The sequence below is a fragment of the Pseudomonas sp. StFLB209 genome (assembly GCF_000829415.1).
Classification (GTDB): Bacteria; Pseudomonadota; Gammaproteobacteria; order Pseudomonadales; family Pseudomonadaceae; genus Aquipseudomonas.
The window spans coordinates 5,527,256-5,547,165 of the sequence record NZ_AP014637.1; the positions used below are offsets into that span (position 1 = coordinate 5,527,256).

The following is a 19,910-nucleotide window of genomic DNA, read 5'->3' on the forward strand; positions in this document are numbered from 1 at the left end:
TTTGCGCAGCGCTGCAGTGGCCGGGCAATGATCGTAAGTGACATCACCAAGGGTACTTTGGCCACTGTTCAAACAAGCTGAATCATTGCCCTGTACGGCAGACACACACATTTCAGCGTGCCGGCGGCTCCTGGCCATGAGGCACCACGGCAACGGTCAGGCGCGAAATACAGCACAGCTTGCCTTCATCGTTACTCAGACGAATGTCCCAGACGTGGGTGGTGCGGCCAATGTGTACCGGACGCACCACGCCGGTCACCCGGCCGCTGCGCACACCCCGCACGTGGTTGGCATTGACCTCAAGGCCGACGCAGAAGAACTTCGCCGTGTCGATCACCAGATAACTGGCCATCGACCCCAGGGTTTCTGCCAGCACCACTGAAGCACCGCCGTGCAACAGGCCGAACGGCTGATGAGTGCGCTGATCCACCACCATGCTGGCGGTCAGCGTGTCATCAGTGAAGGCTTCAAAGCGGATATCCAGCGACGTGGCGATGGTGTTGGCACCGGCGGCATTGATCCGGTCGATCTGGGGCGTTTCACGCCATAGGCTCATGGTTGCTCCTTGCTTGGTAAGGGATCTGACGCACTCAGACGTGGTGGACGTTGCGCAACTGCAGAGCACCGGCCAGGACGAACTCACCATCCAGTTGCGCCAGGCTGGCCGTGTTCATCGGCTCGGCGTCCTGCACGCTGCCGTGCACCAGCAAACCGATCAGGCTGCCCACCAGCGGCTGATGACTAACCAGCAGCACCTCGTCCAGCTCCAGCGCGGCGATCTGACGCAAGGCTTCATCAGGACGAACATCGGGGGTCAGCCAATCGACGGTAACACGCGGGATGTCCGCCGTGAGGACACCTTGCAGCACATCGGCGGTCTGTTGGGCACGCACATACGGGCTGACCAGAATACGCTGCAGCCCCCGCCCCTCAAGATGGCGGGCACTGCTGCGCACCTGCTGGCGGCCTTCGGCAGTCAGCTCGCGCTCGGCATCGCTACGGGCCTGATGCTGAGCCTGGCCGTGGCGCAAGACCCACAGCTTCATAGTTTCGGTTCCTCATCGCGAACCGGATGAGCAGCGGCCGGAACCTTGTGCGGGGCCTCGCCTTCAGGCGCACGCGGGGTTGGCCAGTCAGCGAACGGCCAGGGCTTCTGGTCGCTGTGGAAGGTGCCAAACCGGCCGATCTGGGCAAGGAACTGACTCAGGCTGTCGCCGAAATCCATCAGGCTGGCGCTCGGTGCACCGTAGAACAGCCGGTAGCCCAATTGCAGCAACACCACACCGGCCAGCACGATCTCGGCCAGTTGCCAGACCACCAGATACACCAGCATCCACAGCACACGCAGTGCGATGGATTCACGTTTGAAATTGGATTCGCTCAAGACCTTCTCCCTGATCAGTATGGATTTCAATTGAAACCGGTTGTGGAAATGAAGTCGACATCGGTCTTTGGCTCGCCGCGCATCAACACTTCGATCACCTGCGCCAGGGTCCGCCCCTCGAACAGGATGGCATGCAGGCCGGCCACCAGCGGCATGTAGACCTTTACTTCCTGAGACTTGGCCTTGAGCACCTTGAGGGTATTGACCCCTTCGGCCACTTCGCCCAGGCGGCTGACCGCCTCGTCAAGGCTCAGGCCTTGACCCAAGGCAAAACCGACCTGGTAGTTACGGCTCTTGGGCGAGGAACAGGTGACGATCAGGTCGCCCACCCCGGCCAGGCCCAGAAAGGTCATCGGGTTGGCACCCTGGCTGACCGCAAAGCGGGTCATCTCGGCCAGCGCGCGGGTGATCAGCATACTCTTGGTGTTTTCACCCATGCCCAGCGCCACGGCCATGCCGGAAACAATGGCATAAACGTTTTTCAGCGCCCCGCCCAACTCTACGCCAAACCGGTCGTTGCTGGCATAGACGCGGAACGTCGGCCCGTGCAGGGCAGCCTGGACCTCCTGACACAAGGCTTCGTCTTCGCTGGCCACCACCGTGGCGGTCAGCGCGTGCTCAGCGATTTCCCGGGCCAGGTTAGGGCCAGACAACACGCCAATGCGGGCTTTGGGCACGATTTCTTCGAGAATCTGGCTCATCAGCTTGAATGTCTGAGCTTCGATGCCCTTGGTCAGGCTGACCAGCATCTTGCCAGTCAGGCGCTCGACATGTTCGGCCAGTACCGAACGCAGGGCGCTGGAAGGCAAGGCGACAAAGATCAGCTCGCTGCCTTCCAGGGTTGCGGTCAGGTCGGTGACCGGCTCGACACCCGGCAACACCTTGATGCCTTTGAGGTAGCGCGGGTTCTCACGGTGCAGGCGGATCGCCTCGGCCTGCTCGGGATCACGCATCCACTGACGGACCTGATGACCGTTCTGCGCCAACAGATTTGCGATGGCGGTGCCGAAGCTGCCGCCACCAAGAACCGCTACAGGTTGCAGTGTGCTCATAAACCAATCCATCCAGGGCCATTGATCTGGCGATGGGGCATTATACGGAGCGTTACCGTGGCGGCCAGCGCCAAACAAGGCAAAGCATCGGCCGCTACTGCCCCGGTTGAGACATCAGCACAGCACAAGTTCCATGAAAAGCCTGTGAATCTTGGTTACCATGCGCGCAACGCACGGAGATCGCGGCAACAGGCCAGTATGTTGTCGGCAAGGCATGGGGTAAATGGACGCGTCACAAGAGTTTGCAACGCCTCAAGGGCGTCGGTCATGAAATTGCATCAGTGGGATATCAACACCCGTACCCAGGTCATCAGCCTGGGGCCGGCCCTGTTGTTGACGGTGCTGCTGACTGCGTTCTTCACCTTCGTGCGCTTGCAGGACTTGCGCGAAGAGCTCAATCACACCGGCCAGTTGATCGCCAATCAGCTGGCGCCCGCCGCCGAGCGTGGCGTATTGAATGACGACGAAGAATCGCTCAAGGCACTGACCCGTGCCACTTTGTCGATGCCCAGCGTGCAGTACGTCGAGATTCAGGACAGCAGCAACAATCCGCTGACCCACGTCCAGCAAGCCGAAGACCCGACGGGCAATAAGCGTCAGCTGGAGATTTTTCAGGCCCCGATTCATTTCACCGCGCCCAGTGCCGCCATTGACGCCAAGCCGGTGTTTACCGCTGGCAACGAGGGGTATCTGGGCCGGGTGCTGGTAGGGATGTCCCGCGACACCTTCAACCAACGCCAGCAGGAGATTTTGTTCAAGGCCGGTTTGCTGGCGTTCGCCGCGCTGCTGTTCACGTTCTTGCTGGCCCGCGGCCTGGCGCTGAGCCTGTCGCGCCCGATCAGCGAAATGGGCGAAGTCGTCAAGGCCATCCAGAAGGGCGACTATCACACGCCACTGCCGGTCACCGACGACGCTGAACTCGGGGCCCTGGCCCGGCACATCAACAACCTGGCCGCCAACCTGGAACAAGCCAGCCTGGAGCAACAACACTCCATGGCGCAGCTGATTCATACTCGCGAGCAGGCCGAGCAAGCCAACAAGGCCAAGTCGGACTTCCTGGCGATGATGAGCCACGAGTTGCGCACCCCCATGAACGGTGTCCTGGGCATGCTGCAATTGATGGAGACCACGACGATGACCGCCGAGCAGGCCGAATATACGACACTGGCCGCCGAGTCCACCGAGCACCTGCTCAAGGTCATCAACGACATTCTCGACTTCTCGCGTATCGAGCGCGACGCCCTGCAAATCGAAGGTATCGCCTTCAACATCGCCGAGCTGATCCAATCCTCGACCCAAGCCTTCAACCCCACCGCCCAGCAACAGGGGCTGGTCCTTGATCTGCAACTGCAAGCGGGCATCGAACAGCTGGAGGTGCTCGGTGATCCGACCCGCATCCGCCAGATTCTGGTCAACCTGATTGGCAATGCGCTGAAATTCACCGAGATCGGCGGGGTGCGCGTAGAAGCTGGCTGGCGGGCTCTGGATGGTGACCAAGTGCGGATAATCTGTACGGTGCACGACAGCGGTATAGGTATTCGCGCCGACCGGCTTGAGTCGATGTTCAATGCCTTTCAGCAGGCCGACAGTTCCATCTCCCGTCGTTATGGCGGTACCGGCCTGGGGTTGTCGATCGCCCGGACCCTGGCCGAGCGCATGGGTGGCAGCCTGCATGCCCATAGCGAAGAAGGCGCAGGTTCCGTGTTTACCCTGGAATTGAACCTGCCGCGCACCACCGGCAGTCAGGCGCAGCACTCCCCCACCGTGGTCAACACCGCAGAACTGAACGGCGAACGCTGCGTATTGCTGGTTGAAGACAACCCGGTCAATCGCACGGTAGTCGAGGCGATGCTGCACAGCCTGGGCTTCAGTGTCGACGTCGCGGTGGATGGCGCCGAGGCGGTGTACAAAGCCCAGGCCGCTCATCACGCCGTGATTCTCATGGACTGCCGGCTGCCGATCATGGACGGTTACGAAGCCACCCGTCGGATTCGTCAGATCGAGGGTCTTGAACAGGTGCCAATCATCGCCCTGACCGCTAACGCATTGCACGGTGATCGCGATGCGTGCCTGCAGGCCGGGATGAATGACTACTTGTCGAAACCGTTCAAACAGGCTGATTTGCACCAGGTTTTACTGCGTTGGCAAGCCTTTCAACCACTTGCGACTGGCGATAAATGATAAATTGCGGCAGTCTTGGCAGCTTGTTCGGCAATGGATATCGGTCGGACGAAGATTTTCAGTGTACAGGTGTACATTCATCGCACCGGCACTGTGACTTTCATTACAACGCAACAGTCTATGACTAGGCTGCCGGACAATGTCCTGGCGAAAACGTCCGTCAGGACTGGCGCGTGGGCCCGATCGGCCAGCGTCGCAAGTGAACATTTTGAGGAGCTCGCATGACCAAACAACACGCCTTTACCCGGGAAGACCTGCTGCGCTGCAGTCGTGGCGAGCTGTTTGGCCCAGGTAACGCGCAACTGCCCGCCCCCAACATGCTGATGGTCGATCGTATTACCCACATCAGTGAAGAAGGCGGCAAGTACGGCAAGGGTGAGTTGGTCGCCGAGCTGGATATCACCCCCGACCTGTGGTTCTTTGCCTGCCATTTCGAAGGTGACCCGGTGATGCCTGGCTGCCTGGGTCTTGACGCCATGTGGCAGTTGGTTGGCTTCTATCTGGGCTGGCAGGGCAATCCTGGCCGTGGTCGTGCCCTGGGTTCTGGCGAAGTGAAGTTCTTCGGCCAGGTTCTGCCGACTGCCAAGAAGGTCACCTACAACATCCACATCAAGCGCACCATGCGCGGCAAGCTGGTTCTGGCAATCGCCGACGGCACCGTGAGCGTTGATGGTCGCGAAATCTACAGCGCCGAAGGTTTGCGTGTCGGCCTGTTCACCTCTACTGACAACTTCTAAGGGTACCCGCATGCGCCGCGTCGTTATCACTGGTCTGGGCATCGTTTCGTGCTTGGGCAATGACAAAGACACCGTCTCCGCCAACCTGCGTGCTAACCGCCCTGGCATCCGATTCAACCCGGAATATGCCGAAATGGGTCTGCGTAGCCAGGTTTCCGGCTCCATCGACCTCAACCTCGAAGAACTGATCGACCGCAAGGTGTTCCGCTTCGTGGGCCACGCTGCTGCCTACGCCTACCTGGCCATGGCCGACGCCATCAAGGACTCGGGCCTGACCGAAGAGCAGGTTTCCAACCCGCGCACCGGTCTGATCGCAGGTTCCGGCGGTGCTTCGACCCTGAACCAGATGGAAGCACTGGATATCCTGCGCGAGAAAGGCGTCAAGCGTGTAGGTCCGTACCGCGTGACCCGCACCATGAGCAGCACCGTTTCGGCGTGTCTGGCCACACCGTTCAAGATCAAGGGCCTGAACTACTCGATCGCCTCGGCCTGCGCCACCAGCGCCCACTGCATCGGGACTGCCATGGAGCAGATCCAGATGGGCAAGCAGGACATCGTGTTCGCCGGCGGCGGTGAAGAAGAGCACTGGAGCCAGTCGTTCCTGTTCGACGCCATGGGCGCATTGTCCAGCAAGCGTAACGACACCCCGGAAAAAGCCTCGCGCGCCTACGACAACGACCGTGATGGCTTCGTCATCGCTGGCGGTGGCGGCATGGTCGTGGTCGAAGAGCTGGAGCACGCTCTGGCCCGTGGCGCCAAGATTTACGCCGAAATCGTTGGCTACGGCGCCACTTCCGATGGTTACGACATGGTTGCCCCGAGCGGCGAAGGCGCGATCCGCTGCATGCAGCAGGCGCTGTCGACCGTCGACACCCCGATCGACTATCTCAACACCCACGGCACCTCGACTCCGGTCGGCGACGTTGCCGAGATCAAGGGTGTGCGTGAAGTGTTCGGCGACAAGGCTCCGGCCATCAGTTCGACCAAGAGCCTGTCGGGCCACTCGCTGGGCGCCGCTGGCGTTCACGAAGCGATCTACTGCATGCTGATGATGGAAGGCAACTTCATTGCCGGCTCCGCCAACATCGACGACCTGGACCCGGCGGTCGCTGACCTGCCGATCCTGCGCGAGACTCGCGAAAACGCGAAGATCGACACCGTGATGAGCAACAGCTTCGGCTTTGGCGGCACCAACGCCACGCTGGTACTGAAACGCTGGCAGGGCAAGTGATCGTCTGAGTTGCACGCAACATGAACAAGGCCAGTCACTGACTGGCCTTTTTCTTTGCCGAAAATGTTAAGCGCCGCACACCTGGCTGCTCCCACAAAGGCATGCGGCGCTTATCTGAACAGTATTGGCTTTAGCCGCCAAGCTTGCGCGCCAGGTATTCGCGCAGAAACTCAACCGTGACCCTGACCTTGGCCGAGTTGATCAGTGGCGAGGTATACACCGCCCAGATATCAGCATCCTGCCGGTAGCCCGGCAATACCTGCAGCAACCGGCCGGCTTCCAGATCGGCCTGCACATCCCACATTGAGCGCAGCAGGATACCGCGGCCATCCAGGCACCATTGGCGGGCGATTTCGCCGTGGTTGGTGGACAGGCTGCCAGTGACCTTGACGGTTTGCGCGCCTTGCGGGCCTTGCAGATGCCAGATCCCGAACGGTCGGTCGCGCTCTTTGATCAGCAGGCAGTCATGGTTGGTCAATTCTGCCAGGCTGCCCGGCGTGCCTTGACGCTCCAGGTAGGTCGGGCTGGCGCACAGCACCCGCCAGTTACGAGCCAGATGCCGGGCACGCAGGTGCGGGGCAATCTGGTCGCCAACGCGAATGTCCAGGTCCACCCCCTCATCGATCAGGTCCACCAAACGATCCTGGATGTCCAGGCGAATATCCAGTTGCCGATAGCGCGCCGCCAGTTCCGACAACGCCGGGGCCACCAGCCGCCGGCCAAAGCCTTGGCTACTGATCACCCGCAGCACGCCACTGGGCTCTGCGTGCCGGACAGCGACCTCTTCACTCATCTGCTGCACCGACTCAAGAATAGTCCTGGCCCAGTCATAGACCCGTTCGCCATCCTCGGTGATCGACACCTGACGTGTCGAGCGATGCAGCAATTGCACGCCCATGCCCTGCTCCAGCAGCTTGATGCGCTTGCTTACATAGGCTGGCGACATGCCCAGTTCACTGGCTGCCGCTATAAAGCTGGCGCGCCGGGCAACATGGACAAACACGTTCAGGTCATCAAGTGCGGGCAGATTATTCACAGCTCGTGTTCCTTCAATTCATATCTACGCGGATTATCACCTATTCGTAAGCCGATAGGATGAGCCCATTCCCTCAAACCTGGAGAGCGACATGAATAACAAGACTCTGCGCATTGCTGCGATCGCTGGCGACGGCATCGGCCTGGAAGTGCTACCCGAAGGCGTACGCGCGGTACAGGCAGCGGCTGACCGGTATGGTATCGCCCTGCAGTTCGAGTATTTTGAGTGGGCCAGCTGCGATTACTACCTGGCCCACGGCCAGATGATGCCGGACGACTGGCGTGAACAACTGTCCGGCTTCGATGCGATCTTCTTCGGCGCGGTGGGCTGGCCTGACAAAGTCCCGGACCACATTTCGCTGTGGGGCTCGTTGCTCAAGTTCCGCCGCGAGTTCGATCAGTACGTCAACTTGCGCCCGGTGCGCTTGTTCCCCGGTGTCCCCTGCCCGCTGGCTGGTCGCCAGGCCGGTGAGATCGACTTCATGGTGGTGCGCGAGAACACCGAGGGCGAGTATTCATCGCTGGGCGGCATCATGTTCGAAAACACCGCTAACGAGTTCGTTATCCAGGAATCGGTGTTCACCCGCCGCGGCAGCGATCGCATTCTCAAGTACGCCTTCGAGCTGGCCAGCCAGCGACCGCGCAAACACGTCACCTCAGCGACCAAGTCAAACGGCATGGCGATCAGCATGCCGTACTGGGACAAACGCACTGAAGCCATGGCCAGCCATTATCCCCACGTCAGCTGGGACAAACAGCATATCGACATCCTCTGCGCACGCTTTGTGCTGCAACCGGAGCGCTTCGATGTGGTGGTAGCCACCAACCTGTTCGGTGACATCCTCAGCGACCTGGGCCCCGCGTGCACCGGCACCATCGGCATCGCACCATCGGCCAACCTCAACCCGGAGCGCCATTTCCCGTCGCTGTTCGAACCGGTACATGGCTCGGCCCCAGACATTGCCGGGCGCAACATTGCCAACCCGGTGGCGATGATCTGGTCCGGCGCATTGATGCTCGATTTCCTGGGCCACCGTCAGGCTCATGACGATATCCTGCGGGCCATCGAACAGGTAATCGCCAGCGGCGAAGTGACCCCGGACCTGGGCGGCACGGCCTCGACCCAGCAGATGGGCAATGCCGTGGTGCGGGCACTGGGCTGAGCTTCAGCTCGACATACAGCGGGCTTGTAAATGGCGGCAATCGTTGCTGCGCGATTGATGACGCGATCGACGTCAGTCCCGAGCCCCCAGCAGGGCACTGACACTTGAGGTCAGTGCCTGCAAGGCAAAGGGTTTGGTCAGCACTGCCGTGGCCGTCGTCAGCGGGCTGTCACCCAGCACATGAGGCAGCGTATAGCCGGTCATGAACAGCACGGGCAAAGCCGGTCGAACCTTACGCCCGGCTTCGGCCATCTGCCGGCCATCCAGCCCACCGGGCAGGCCGATGTCGGTGACCAGCAAATCGATGCGCGTGTCAGAGCGCAGCAGCTGCAAGCCGGCGAGGCTGTCCGCCGCTTCGATCACCACATACCCATGACTGCCGAGGATCTCGCTGACGAACAGCCGTACCGAGGACTCATCATCAACCACCAGCACGGTCTGGCCGGCACCGGCCAGCGGCACTTCATCGCTCACCGGTGGATGACCTGGCGCCTCGGCCTGGGCGGCGCAGCCGGGCAATTGCAGATAGACCCGGGTGCCCTTGCCCTGCTCTGACTGGATGCGCACCTGCCCACCGGACTGCTTGGCGAACCCATAGACCATCGACAGGCCGAGGCCCGTTCCGGCACCGACCGGTTTAGTGGTGAAAAACGGCTCGAACGCCTTGGACAGGGTTTGCTCACTCATCCCGACCCCGTTGTCTGCCACACAGATGGTCAGGTAGGTACCCGGCACCAATTCTGCGTCCAGCTCGGCACCGGACTCCAGCACCTGATTGAAGGTCTTGATCGAGATGACGCCGCTACCGCTCGGCATGGCATCGCGGGCGTTGATGCACAGGTTCAGCAGGGCATTCTCCACCTGCGCAGGGTCAACCATGCAGGTCTTCAAGGCGGCTGCCAGCTCGACCTTGAGCTTGATCGAAGGCCCGGCGGTGCGTCGAATCAACTCTTCCATGCCACTGATCAACCCGTTCACATCGGTGTGCACCGGCACCAGCGTCTGGCGCCGGGAAAAAGCCAGCAACCGATGGGTCAAGGCCGCGGCACGCTGGGCCGCGCCCTGGGCGACAGACAGATAGCGCTCCAGATCGGCGCTGCGCCCCTGACTCAGGCGCAGTTTCATCAAGTCCAGGCTGCCGCTGATGCCGGCCAGCAGGTTATTGAAATCGTGGGCGATGCCACCGGTCAATTGGCCGACCGCTTCCATTTTCTGGGCCTGACGCAATGCCTCTTCAGCCGCCTCACGCTCGGCAATCGCTTGACCGATGCGCGCCTCAAGCGTGCGGTTGAGTTCCAGCAATGCCGACTCGGCGTTCTTTCTTGCGGTGACATCCATCGACGAGCCGATCAGGCCGATCACCTCGCCGTCGTCATTGAGCAACGGCGCCTTGATCGACAGCCAGAACGTCGCCGAGCCATCGGGCATGTCGACCTGCTCTTCGATCTGTTCGACCCGCCGACCATGCATGATGCGCTGATCGGTGGCCATCACCTGTCGCGCCTGGTCTTGGTCTTCGAGCACCTCCAGGTCAGTCTTGCCGAGATAGAACTCTGGCGGCTTGCCGATCAATTGGGTGGCACCGTGGTTGGCGACCAGCAACCGCCCCTCAAGGTCCTTGGCATACACCACCCCAGGTACGGCAGCGGCGAAGGTACGCAACAAGGCCGACATCCGGTCACGCTCAGCCTCGGCGGCGCGGCGCGACTCAATATCCATCAACACCCCCGGAAAGCGCACTGCCTGCCCTTGAGGGTCAAGCTCGGCGCGGCCGTTGGCCTCGACCCAGCGATAGCAGCCATCGTCCTGGCGGACCCGATACTCACAACGGAACGCGCCGCCACAAGCCATCGCGGCCTCGATGTCAGCCGATACCCGCTCCCGATCCTGCGGATGAATCGAGGAAAACGCCTCGGTAATCGCGATACCTGCGGCGCAGCGCTCGGCAGCCAGCCCGAATGTGCGGGCAAAACGCTCATCGGCGGTTACACAGTCGTTGGGAATGTCCCAGACCCAGGTGCCAATAATCGCCCCGGCATCCAGCGCCAATTGCAGGCGTTCAGCCGCATCGGCAGGAAATCCGCGCCTTACCGGCGGTGCGGCCGGAGGTGCTTCAGGGGGTGGCGGTCGGCGGGTCTGATCCATAAGGGTCTCGATGATCACGTGCACATCGGGTTTTGGGCGTCATTCAAGCAACATTGACAGCAATATCAACGAAATGTCCGCTCAGTCGGCGCGCAGATTACACGCAGTAGCGCATTGGGTCGCCCTTGTAGCTGCTTGCGCCCAGAAATGCTCCAATAGCAGGCTTGTCAATCGCACTGCCAAGGACACCCTCTTTAATGTCACAAGCCACTGACAACGACTTCTATGACCGCGCCGACGCGCATATCAACCTTTCCAACGAACAACTCGGCGCCTGTGACAATCCCGGCGCGGTGAGCGCATCGATGATGTTCGCCGCCACGCGCTTCAACACCTGGGTCAGCGCGCGCGGGTTCAAATCCAGTGAAGAAATGGCCCAGGCCCGCGAGCAAATGCTCAAGTACTTCTGCGAGCAGTACCAGATGATGCTCGAAGACAACCTCGATGATTACATCAATAACTTTGATCACTACATGGCCGGGCAACAGACCTGAAAGGCTTTATGTTTCGTGCCTCGCTATCGGCTATCGATACCGGACCTCAATAGCCCCTTTAACGGCCGATGACGGCGGCAACAGCCTCAGATCGGCAACGGCCGCCCGGCAATCACCTGCTTCATCACCAGGGTCGACATCACCTGCTGCACATTGGGCAGCGAGGTGAGTTGCTCGTCATAGAGTCTCTGGAACGCGGGCAAGTCGCGGGTGATGACGTGCAGCAGGTAATCCGGATCACCGAACAGCCGCTGCGCCTCGACCACCTGAACAATGTCCAGCAGCGCTGTCTCAAACGCCGCAACCGCTTCACGCGTGCCTTCCTTGATGTTGACATCCTCCCCGGCCTGAAGGCCAGAGATTCCTACGGTGCTCAGGCGCGGCATCGAGCCGCCCCCGAGTCGCTTCGGTGGGTTCCTGCTGCTGGCGCCATGACCTCTGCGCTCACTTCACAGGCTAACCGGGCGTGTCCCGCCCTTAGTACATTGATCGCGCCAACCACATCGGCGTTGCCTTCGAAACCACATCCCACGCACCTGAACAGCGCTTGCGTCTGGCGGTTGGCCGCCGACACATGGCCGCAACACGGGCACGTGCGGCTGGTATTGTGCGGCGGCACGGCAATCAGCCAGCCGCCGCGCCACGCCAGCTTGTAGTCCAGTTGCCGGCGGAGCTCGAACCAGCCCTGATCGAGGATGGCCCTGTTCAGGCCAGACTTGGCCCGAACGTTTCTTCCCGGCGCCTCGGCCGTGCCTGCCGCCGACCTGGACATATTTCGTACCTGCAAGTCCTCGATACACACCATCGCGTGGTTTTGGCTGATCGTGGTCGAGCACTTGTGCAGGTAGTCGCGGCGGGCATTGCCGATGCGGGAGTGAATGCGCTGGAAGTCGTTACATGCTGCTCTTGAGCCATGAGCCAGGAAGACGACATTAGGCGCCGACGGCACGGTGCTTTCAAGATGCATGCCCATGGGGTCTTTGTAACGAAATACCGCCGTAGAAGGGCATCTGTGTCGCCGTGTTACTGCGCTTCATCCTGTGGCGGTGCGTACATCGAACAGTTGCAGTAGGCACCCCACTGCAACCAGGGACGGCTACGCCGTCCGCGCTATCCTTCCCCGCCCTGAACGGCGGGGCTTATCGCGCCTTGATGGTCACAGGTCTCTCTCAAACTGCCGTGGCCAGTCTTTGCGGGTAAACACCTGTCCATGGTCGCGCAAGCGCCGCACCTCATCCAGATCCAGCTCACAGATCAGCCACTGGCTCGCCGACGGACACAACGCCTCGCTCTCGGCAATCACGCCATTGGCCGGCATGCCGTAATCGGACGGCACGTACAACGCTGCGCGGCCGATGTTTTCATCAAGCGCCGGCGACCAGGGCGCCAGGCCGACGGTGGGTGCTTGCAGTACCGCGATCTGGTTCTCCAGCGCCCGCGCCTGGGCGCCGATGCGCACCCGAAAAAAGCCCGCTTCGGTGTCGGTGCAGCTCGGCGCCAGGATCAGGTCGGCACCGGCTTCGGCCAGGCTACGCGCCAGCAGCGGGAATTCGTTGTCATAGCAGATCAGGATGCCGAGCTTGCCCAGTGCGGTATCGAACACCTTAAGGCCCGAGCCGGCGCTGATGTTCCATTGTTCGCGCTCGAAGCGGGTCATCATCAGTTTGTCCTGGCTGCCCAGGCAACCGTGCGGGCCGAACAGCCAGGCACGATTGCGGTACTGGCCGTCCTCGTCCAGCACCGCCACGCTGCCCGGTTGCAGGTAGACATTCAGGCGCCGGGCGAGGCTTTCGCACAGTTCCAGCCAGCGTGGTAATAGCGGCTGGATGTCAGCGATCGAGGCATGCAGGTCGCTGCGTTGCGCAGCGGGTAATTGCCCGGACAACACCAGCCCGGCGTACTCGGGCAGCAGTAGCAATTGCGCGCCCTGCCCGGCTGCTGCTTCGCAGAGTTCAGTGAGGTGGGCGGCGTAGGCCTCCCAGCTTTGCAGCAGGTCAATATGGTACTGGCAGGCAGCAACCTTGATCATCAGACAAGCTCCTTCAACCAGAACGACATGGATTTGCCCGACTCCTCGGCTTCATCCAGGTCGCGCCAGTGATATTCAGTGTGCAGCTCAGGGTGATGGCGGTAGCCACGCCGGGTCCAGAAAGCGTCCAACGGCTGATAGCCGGTCGGGCGCCGGGGGTGATCCTGCGGACGCTGCACAGCGCAAAACGCGCACCACTCAAACCGCCCCAGCTGCCGGGCGTGGGCTTCGCGCTCCTGGAAGAACCGCACCCCCAGGCCGCGACCGCGCCAGCCCGGCAACACCACCGACTCGGCGCAGTAGAAAATCTGCCCGGTGTTCCAGCCCGCCGCCACGAACGGCCGCTGAAACTGCTCGGTCTCATCCGCCAGCGGCAAGCCCGTCGACGCGCCGACTACCTGCCCCTGGTCACGCACCAGTACGCAGACACTGTCGGGGCTGCGCAGGTAGATCGACAGGTACCCGGCCTCGTAAGCCAGGTCGCCGTCATACAGGTACGGAAACTCGCGAAATACGCTGATGCGCAGTTGCGCCAGCTCTTCGATGCAGGGCTCTAGCTGCGGCCCTTTGAGCAATTGAATGTCCATGCTGAGCGTTGCCCACCAAGAAAGTGACGCTGACGGATATGCCAGCGCAGGGCGCAGAACTTATCATGAGCCCCGCTGCCCCCGTCAACGCACCCTATAAGGAACAGCCCGATGAACACCACCGAACTGATTCAGGCCTACTACGCCGCTTTTAACGCCGGCGACATGCCTGCTTTTCTGGACCTGCTGGCCGAAGACGTGGTGCATGACATCAATCAGGGCGAGCGGCAGATGGGCAAAGCCACCTTTGCCACGTTCATGAACAAGATGAACCGTTGCTACCGCGAGCGCCTGAGCGACATCGTGGTCATGGTCAACCACGACGGCAGCCGCGCTGCTGCCGAGTTCGTGGTGCACGGTGAGTATCTGGCCGACGACGAAGGCCTGCCACCGGCCAACGGTCAGAAATACGTGTTGCCGGCCGGTGCATTTTTCTACATCAAGGCCGGCAAAGTGGCGCGGATCAGTAACTACTACAACCTCAATGACTGGATCGAACAGGTTGGCTGAAGCCAGCACTGCGGTGCGTTGATCGTAGGGATTGGCGTACCGCGCAACTAACCAGAAGCGCCTGTTAATCAGGTCACCAGTGGCACACCGACATAACTTTGGCGTCAGAATTGAAGATCGGTTAGTTGACTAACGATTAAACGATCCAGCATTGAAGAGTATCGGCCTGGTACTTCTCTTGGAGAAAATAAAGTTGCGCTGACAGGCACGCCAAGGATAAATTCAAAAGCCTGTCCCCCCCACAAAACACCTGCAATCAGGAGCCGCCATGCATCAACCTGTACCTCCTGTGCAGTACACCCCACCGGGCCTCGACTGGCTTGAACTGCAGGCGATCAACGAAGTGGAGGGCCTGAGCAATGTATTGCAACTGGTGCTCTTGCTCACCGGCCTGAAGTTTGCCGCGATTGGCAAGTTCAATGAGGAAAACTGGGTCGCCTATATCGTTAACGATGAAATGCACCTGGGCCTGGAGCCCGGTTCCACCATCCCAAACGAAGTTGCCATCTGCACTAAGGTGATGCAGGAGCATACCCCGCTGATCATGCCACGCATCAGCGACGACCCGGCTTACCGCTCGCACCCCAATGTCATCAAATTCGGCCTGCAAGCGTATATATCGATGCCGATCTTCCTTATCAACGGCGAGTTCTTCGGCACTTTGTGCGCGACCGCGCCCTATCCCGCCGATGTCCTGGGCAACGAAAAAACCCTGGACTCGATGAAACTGTTTTCGCGCCTCAGTGGCCAGCTGCTGTCGCTCAATCCCGCCCACCTTGCCTAGCTGTCGGGCTGCCTCGACAGGCTAGGCGGATCCGCCAGCCAGAACGTCGGGCAGCGACTGGCCGATCAATAACCAGCCTGACAAGGCCAGCAAACCCAGCACCAGACGGCGAAAAAGCTGGTCGCTCATCCCCCGGTACAAACGCACGCCCAGCAGCGTCGGCACCAGCACCGCCAGCACCACCACCGCAAACAGCCCCAGCGCCTGGGCGGTCACTGTACCGCTCAGCAGATAAGTGAGCATCGTGCTGGCCTGCATCGCCAGATTAAAGCCCTGAATCACTGAGCGCTGGGTAGCCCGGTCCCAGTTGTTGAGCACGGCCCACAATGCCGGGGCCGGACCACTCAAGCCCCCCAGCCCGCCCATGATGCCGCCGACCAGCCCAACACCGGCATCAGCACGGCGGCTATTGCCAGCCAGGCGTGGCAAGTGCGCCGAGAACAGCATCAACGGGCACCACAGCACCAGCACAATCCCGACCAACAGCCGAAACCACACGGGATCGACCTGATGCAGCAACAGCACGCCCAACGGCACGCCAAGCACGCCGCCGGCAACCATAGGCCAGAGCCGGCCAGAGCAGCGCCAAGGATGACGATCAGGATCAGCGAGTCCACCGAGTTACAGCACCATGATCATTTCATGCCAGGCCATGCCGCCATGATCGGATGCCGAAGGCTGCACATAGCGATACCCCATATGCTCATAAAGGCCGACATGACGGTCCTTGCACATCAGGTGGATGGTCTGTTTATGCATGGCGCGCATGCGGCCGATGAACTCGTTCATCAATTGCAGGGCGTAGCCTTTGCCCTGATGCAACGGATCAACGACCACTGACATGATGACCACGTTAGGCGCATCACTGCTGTGGCCGACCAGCTCTTTGAAGGCTTCGTCGGACATCTGCACCACCTGAGCACAACCACAGTTGATGAAGCCAATGATCTGGCCCTCAGTTTCCGCAATCAGAAAACCCTCGGGGTATTGGGCGATACGCGTGGCGATCTTTTCCAGAGTGGCAGCTTCGTCGCCTTCGTAGGCGCCGATTTCGATCTCGTAGCAGCGGCGGGCGTCGGCGGGCGTGGCGTTACGCAAATACAGGCTGGACATTGGGTGTTCCTGAACACATCGGGCAAAGGCCAGCATGGTAGAGAAAAACCGGATGCAGGTTAATGCCAATACTATTCAGATAAGAACTGCGGACCAGGTGGGAGCCAGCTTGCTGGCGAAGGCGGCGGCAGATCCACAGCAGATAAAGTCGACAGTATTGGCTTTAGCCGCGAAAGCTTCGCGGCTAAAGCGGATCGCCGCCCGACCGATCCTACAAGGCTTACAGCCAGGCCTTGATCTGCTGGCTGACCGCTTCGGTGGAAATCCCGTAGCGGTCATGCAGGGTCGGCAAGGCGCCGGCGTCGAGGAAGGCATCCGGCAAGGCGATCTGGCGGAAGGTCGGCGTCACGCCGTTGCGCAGCAGTACGCTGGCCACTGCCTCGCCCAGGCCGCCGATGATCGAATGGTTCTCTGCCGTGACCACCAGGCGCCCCGGTTTGCGGCATTCGGCCAGAATGGTCTGCTCATCCAGTGGCTTGATGGTCGGTACGTGCAGGACCGCCACGCTGACGCCATCGCCCTGGAGTTTTTCGGCCGCTTCCAGAGCGCGCATGGTCATCAACCCCGAGGCGATCACCAGCACTTCGTTACCGGGGCGGATTACCTGGGCTTTGCCAAGCTGGAACTTGTAATCATAGCGGTCCAGCACCAGCGGCACATTGCCGCGCAGCAAGCGCATGTACACCGGCCCCTGATGCTCAGCGATGGCCACGGTGGCCTGTTCGATTTCCAGCGCATCGCAGGGGTCGACAATGGTCAGGTTGGGCATCGCACGAAAGATCGCCAGGTCGTCGGTGGCCTGGTGGCTGGGGCCGTAGCCGGTGGTCAGGCCCGGCAGGCCGCAGACGATCTTGACGTTGAGGTTCTCTTCGGCAATCGCCATGCAGATGAAGTCATAGGCGCGCCGCGAAGCGAACACCGCATAAGTGGTAGCGAACGGCACGCAGCCTTCGCGAGCCATACCGGCAGCGGCGCTCATCAGCAGTTGCTCGGCCATGCCCATCTGATAGAAGCGCTCCGGGAACGCCTTGGCGAAGATGTGCAGGTCGGTGTACTTGGACAAATCGGCGCTCAGGCCGACGATCTCCGGACGCTGGGCCGCCAGTGCTGCCAGCGCGTGACCAAAGGGTGCCGGGCGGGTCGGCTGACCTTCGGCGGCAATCGAGGCGATCATCGCGGAGGTGGTCAGGCGTTTCTTGCCGGTCTCGGTGGTGTTCTTGACGGTACTCATACGTTGCTCCCGGCGTCCAGATTCTGCAGTGCAATATCCCATTCGTGTTCATCGACCCGGATGAAATGGGTCTTCTCGCGGCTTTCCAGAAACGGCACGCCCTTGCCCATCCGGGTGTCACAAATGATCACCCGTGGCTGCGCACCAGGGTGCTGGCGGGCGGCATCGAACGCCTGGACCAGCGCGTCGAGGTCGTTGCCATCGACGCGCTGGGTGAACCAGCCGAATGCCTGCCAACGGTCGACAATAGGCTCAAAGGCCAGCACTTCACTGGAGTGGCCGTCGGCCTGCTGGTTATTGACGTCGACGATGGCGATCAGGTTGTCGAGTTTCCAGTGCGAGGCGGACATCACCGCTTCCCAGGTCGAACCCTCGTTGAGTTCGCCGTCCGACAGCAGGTTGTAGACGAACGACGCACTGTTCTTGCGTTTCAGCCCCAGGCAGGCACCCACCGCGATGCCCAGGCCATGGCCCAGCGAGCCGCCGGTGATCTCCATGCCCGGCGTGTAGGCGGCCATGCCCGACATCGGCAGCCGGCTGTCGTCGGCGCCGTAGGTTTCCAGCTCGTCCAGCGGGATGATTTGCGCCTCGATCAATGCCGCATACAGGGCAATCGCGTAATGACCGATGGACAGGTAGAAGCGGTCGCGGCCTTCCCACTCCGGCTCGGCCGGGCGCAGGTTCATGGCGTGGAAGTAGGCCACGGCCAGCAGGTCGGCGGCGCCAAGGGCCTGGCCGACATAGCCCTGACCCTGGACCTGACCCATGCGCAGGGCATGGCGGCGAATATTGTGGGCACGTTCGCCCAGGCTTGTAGCAGGTGCGGATGACAGGTTAGCGCTCATTGCGTAACTCCTTGAATCAACGATTGACCAGTGCGGCAGGCACTCGCAGCACCAGGGTGGCGCCGAACAGCAGCACCCCGGTGATCAGGTACATGCCCAGCGCACTGGAGCCGGTATTGGTGGTGATCCAGCCGATCAGGTAAGGCGAGCAGAAACCGGCCAGGTTGGCGAAGCTGTTCACCGCGGCGATACCGGCCGCAGCCGAGACCCCGCCGAGTAAGGTGGTGGGCAGCATCCAGAACAGTGACGAGGCCGAGAGAATGCCGGCGGCGGCCAGGCACAGGCTCATGACCGAGAGCAGCAGGTTGCCGCCCAGCACCGCTGCCAGGCTCAGGCCCATGGCGCCAAGGATCATCGGAATCACCAGGTGCCAGCGGCGTTCCTGATGCTTGTCGCCGCTGCGCCCGGCCAGCAGCATGGCGACGATGGCGCACAGGTATGGCAGGCTGGTCATCATGCCGATGTGCAGCGGGTCGGAGAGCCCGGCGTTGCGGATCAGGGTTGGCAGCCAGAAAGTGATCGCGTACTGACCCATGACCACGCAGAAGTAGATCCCGGCCAGCAGCCACAGGCGCCGGTCACGAATGAACTCGCCCACGGAGGCATGAGTAACCTTCTGCCGGTTGTCCTCTTCCAGTTCCTTTTGCACCAGCTCCTTTTCCTCGGCAGTCAACCAGGTGGCCTGATGGACACCGTCCTTGAGGTAACCGAGCACCATCAGGCCAACCACCACGGTGGGAATCGCCTCGATGACAAACATCCACTGCCAGCCGGCCCAGCCATGCACACCAGCGAAGGCGTTCATGATCCAGCCCGACAGCGGCCCGCCGATCATCCCAGACAACGGAATGGCAACAAACCACAGCACGGTCATCTTGGCCCGGCGGTAGGACGGGAACCAATAGGTGAGGTACAGCAGCAGACCCGGTGCCAGCCCCGCTTCGGCAACCCCGAGCAGAAAGCGCAGCACGTAGAACTGCCAGGCGGTTTCAACGAAGGCGAACAGGCCGGAGATGATGCCCCAGGTAATCATGATCCGGGCGATCCACACCCGCGCACCGACCCGGTGCAGAATCATGTTGCTAGGCACTTCACAGAGGAAATAGCCGATGAAAAACATGCCCGCGCCCAGGCCGTAAACGGCCTCGCTAAGGGCCAGGTCGTTCATCATCTGCAGTTTGGCAAAACCGACATTGACCCGGTCCAGGTAGGCACACAGGTAGCAGAGCATCAGAAACGGCATCAACCGCCACGCGGTCTTGCGATAAGCATTGGCGCGTACGTTGGACGCCGCTTCCAGTGACAGGGTAGTCATGATGGTCTTCTCTTTATTGTTATGACCGCCCTACTGTGTACAGATCAGGTGACAAGGATTGCTCGTCGCCACAC

21 protein-coding genes and 1 pseudogene are annotated in these 19,910 nt (G+C 61.1%); 7 read left to right on the forward strand and 15 right to left on the reverse strand.

Annotation, left to right across the window (positions count from 1 at the left end; genetic code table 11):
- Positions 1-112: 112 nt before the first annotated feature.
- From PSCI_RS24595 to PSCI_RS24610, 4 genes are all read right to left on the reverse strand, one after another.
- Entirely contained in the window at positions 113-556 is a 444-nt protein-coding gene (locus PSCI_RS24595) for a hotdog fold thioesterase (RefSeq protein WP_045492069.1), read from the reverse strand.
- A 34-nt stretch (positions 557-590) separates the two neighbouring features.
- Positions 591-1,046: a phosphohistidine phosphatase SixA gene (sixA, locus tag PSCI_RS24600; RefSeq protein ID WP_045492071.1), complete on the reverse strand. Its 456-nt coding sequence runs from the start codon at positions 1,044-1,046 to the stop codon at positions 591-593.
- Positions 1,043-1,333, reverse strand: coding sequence for a DUF4389 domain-containing protein (locus tag PSCI_RS24605; protein WP_231906624.1), 291 nt, complete (start codon positions 1,331-1,333; stop codon positions 1,043-1,045). Before PSCI_RS24605 ends, sixA begins: the two co-directional genes overlap by 4 nt.
- A 77-nt stretch (positions 1,334-1,410) precedes the next feature.
- Positions 1,411-2,436: an NAD(P)H-dependent glycerol-3-phosphate dehydrogenase gene (locus tag PSCI_RS24610; RefSeq protein ID WP_045492075.1), complete on the reverse strand. Its 1,026-nt coding sequence runs from the start codon at positions 2,434-2,436 to the stop codon at positions 1,411-1,413.
- A 267-nt stretch (positions 2,437-2,703) separates the two neighbouring features.
- On the opposite strand from PSCI_RS24610, the gene PSCI_RS24615 reads away from it, so the two are divergent.
- The 3 genes from PSCI_RS24615 to fabB all read left to right on the forward strand — a co-directional run bounded on the left by PSCI_RS24615 (position 2,704) and on the right by fabB (position 6,585).
- Entirely contained in the window at positions 2,704-4,617 is a 1,914-nt protein-coding gene (locus PSCI_RS24615; RefSeq protein ID WP_045492077.1) for a response regulator, read from the forward strand.
- 221 nt (positions 4,618-4,838) lie between these two features.
- The gene (gene fabA / locus PSCI_RS24625; protein ID WP_045492081.1) at positions 4,839-5,354 is read left to right on the forward strand and encodes a 3-hydroxyacyl-[acyl-carrier-protein] dehydratase FabA; all 516 of its coding nucleotides are present in this window, start codon (positions 4,839-4,841) and stop codon (positions 5,352-5,354) included.
- A 10-nt stretch (positions 5,355-5,364) separates the two neighbouring features.
- Positions 5,365-6,585, forward strand: a complete 1,221-nt coding sequence (gene fabB / locus PSCI_RS24630; RefSeq protein WP_045492083.1) for a beta-ketoacyl-ACP synthase I — start codon at positions 5,365-5,367, stop codon at positions 6,583-6,585.
- A gap of 130 nt (positions 6,586-6,715) precedes the next feature.
- Here the strand turns inward: fabB and PSCI_RS24635 are convergent, their stop codons facing one another.
- Positions 6,716-7,621 (reverse strand): LysR substrate-binding domain-containing protein, encoded by a 906-nt coding sequence (locus PSCI_RS24635; protein WP_045492084.1) that lies wholly within the window; start codon positions 7,619-7,621, stop codon positions 6,716-6,718.
- A gap of 91 nt (positions 7,622-7,712) precedes the next feature.
- On the opposite strand from PSCI_RS24635, the gene PSCI_RS24640 reads away from it, so the two are divergent.
- Positions 7,713-8,783 (forward strand): tartrate dehydrogenase, encoded by a 1,071-nt coding sequence (locus tag PSCI_RS24640; RefSeq protein WP_045492086.1) that lies wholly within the window; start codon positions 7,713-7,715, stop codon positions 8,781-8,783.
- A 72-nt stretch (positions 8,784-8,855) separates the two neighbouring features.
- Here the strand turns inward: PSCI_RS24640 and PSCI_RS24645 are convergent, their stop codons facing one another.
- Entirely contained in the window at positions 8,856-10,928 is a 2,073-nt protein-coding gene (locus PSCI_RS24645) for a hybrid sensor histidine kinase/response regulator (RefSeq protein WP_084710115.1), read from the reverse strand.
- 197 nt (positions 10,929-11,125) lie between these two features.
- On the opposite strand from PSCI_RS24645, the gene PSCI_RS24650 reads away from it, so the two are divergent.
- A complete protein-coding gene (locus tag PSCI_RS24650) occupies positions 11,126-11,422 on the forward strand; it encodes a DUF3144 domain-containing protein (RefSeq protein ID WP_045492088.1) in 297 nt (98 codons plus the stop codon).
- Positions 11,423-11,508: 86 nt separating this feature from the next.
- Here the strand turns inward: PSCI_RS24650 and PSCI_RS24655 are convergent.
- The 4 genes and pseudogenes from PSCI_RS24655 to PSCI_RS24670 all read right to left on the reverse strand — a co-directional run.
- A pseudogene (locus PSCI_RS24655) lies at positions 11,509-11,751 on the reverse strand (Lrp/AsnC ligand binding domain-containing protein); the annotation flags it as partial.
- Positions 11,752-11,795: 44 nt separating this feature from the next.
- Entirely contained in the window at positions 11,796-12,395 is a 600-nt protein-coding gene (locus PSCI_RS24660) for an RNA-guided endonuclease InsQ/TnpB family protein (RefSeq protein WP_442965458.1), read from the reverse strand.
- A gap of 183 nt (positions 12,396-12,578) precedes the next feature.
- Positions 12,579-13,451, reverse strand: a complete 873-nt coding sequence (locus tag PSCI_RS24665; protein ID WP_045492090.1) for a carbon-nitrogen hydrolase family protein — start codon at positions 13,449-13,451, stop codon at positions 12,579-12,581.
- A complete protein-coding gene (locus PSCI_RS24670) occupies positions 13,451-14,038 on the reverse strand; it encodes a GNAT family N-acetyltransferase (protein WP_045492092.1) in 588 nt (195 codons plus the stop codon). Before PSCI_RS24670 ends, PSCI_RS24665 begins: the two co-directional genes overlap by 1 nt.
- A gap of 111 nt (positions 14,039-14,149) precedes the next feature.
- On the opposite strand from PSCI_RS24670, the gene PSCI_RS24675 reads away from it, so the two are divergent.
- Positions 14,150-14,548, forward strand: coding sequence for a nuclear transport factor 2 family protein (locus PSCI_RS24675; protein ID WP_045492094.1), 399 nt, complete (start codon positions 14,150-14,152; stop codon positions 14,546-14,548).
- 268 nt (positions 14,549-14,816) lie between these two features.
- Positions 14,817-15,332: a GAF domain-containing protein gene (locus tag PSCI_RS24680; RefSeq protein ID WP_045492096.1), complete on the forward strand. Its 516-nt coding sequence runs from the start codon at positions 14,817-14,819 to the stop codon at positions 15,330-15,332.
- 21 nt (positions 15,333-15,353) lie between these two features.
- On the opposite strand, the gene PSCI_RS24685 is transcribed toward PSCI_RS24680, so the two are convergent.
- From PSCI_RS24685 to PSCI_RS24705, 5 genes are all read right to left on the reverse strand, one after another.
- Complete coding sequence (locus PSCI_RS24685) at positions 15,354-15,893, reverse strand: TSUP family transporter (RefSeq protein ID WP_084710119.1); 540 nt, start codon at positions 15,891-15,893, stop codon at positions 15,354-15,356.
- Between the two features lie 60 nt (positions 15,894-15,953).
- Positions 15,954-16,445: a GNAT family N-acetyltransferase gene (locus PSCI_RS24690; RefSeq protein ID WP_045492098.1), complete on the reverse strand. Its 492-nt coding sequence runs from the start codon at positions 16,443-16,445 to the stop codon at positions 15,954-15,956.
- A 220-nt stretch (positions 16,446-16,665) separates the two neighbouring features.
- Positions 16,666-17,676 (reverse strand): transketolase family protein, encoded by a 1,011-nt coding sequence (locus PSCI_RS24695; protein ID WP_045492100.1) that lies wholly within the window; start codon positions 17,674-17,676, stop codon positions 16,666-16,668.
- The gene (locus PSCI_RS24700; protein ID WP_045492102.1) at positions 17,673-18,521 is read right to left on the reverse strand and encodes a transketolase; all 849 of its coding nucleotides are present in this window, start codon (positions 18,519-18,521) and stop codon (positions 17,673-17,675) included. Before PSCI_RS24700 ends, PSCI_RS24695 begins: the two co-directional genes overlap by 4 nt.
- 16 nt (positions 18,522-18,537) lie before the next feature.
- The gene (locus tag PSCI_RS24705) at positions 18,538-19,836 is read right to left on the reverse strand and encodes an MFS transporter (protein WP_045492104.1); all 1,299 of its coding nucleotides are present in this window, start codon (positions 19,834-19,836) and stop codon (positions 18,538-18,540) included.
- Between the last annotated feature and the right edge of the window lie 74 nt (positions 19,837-19,910).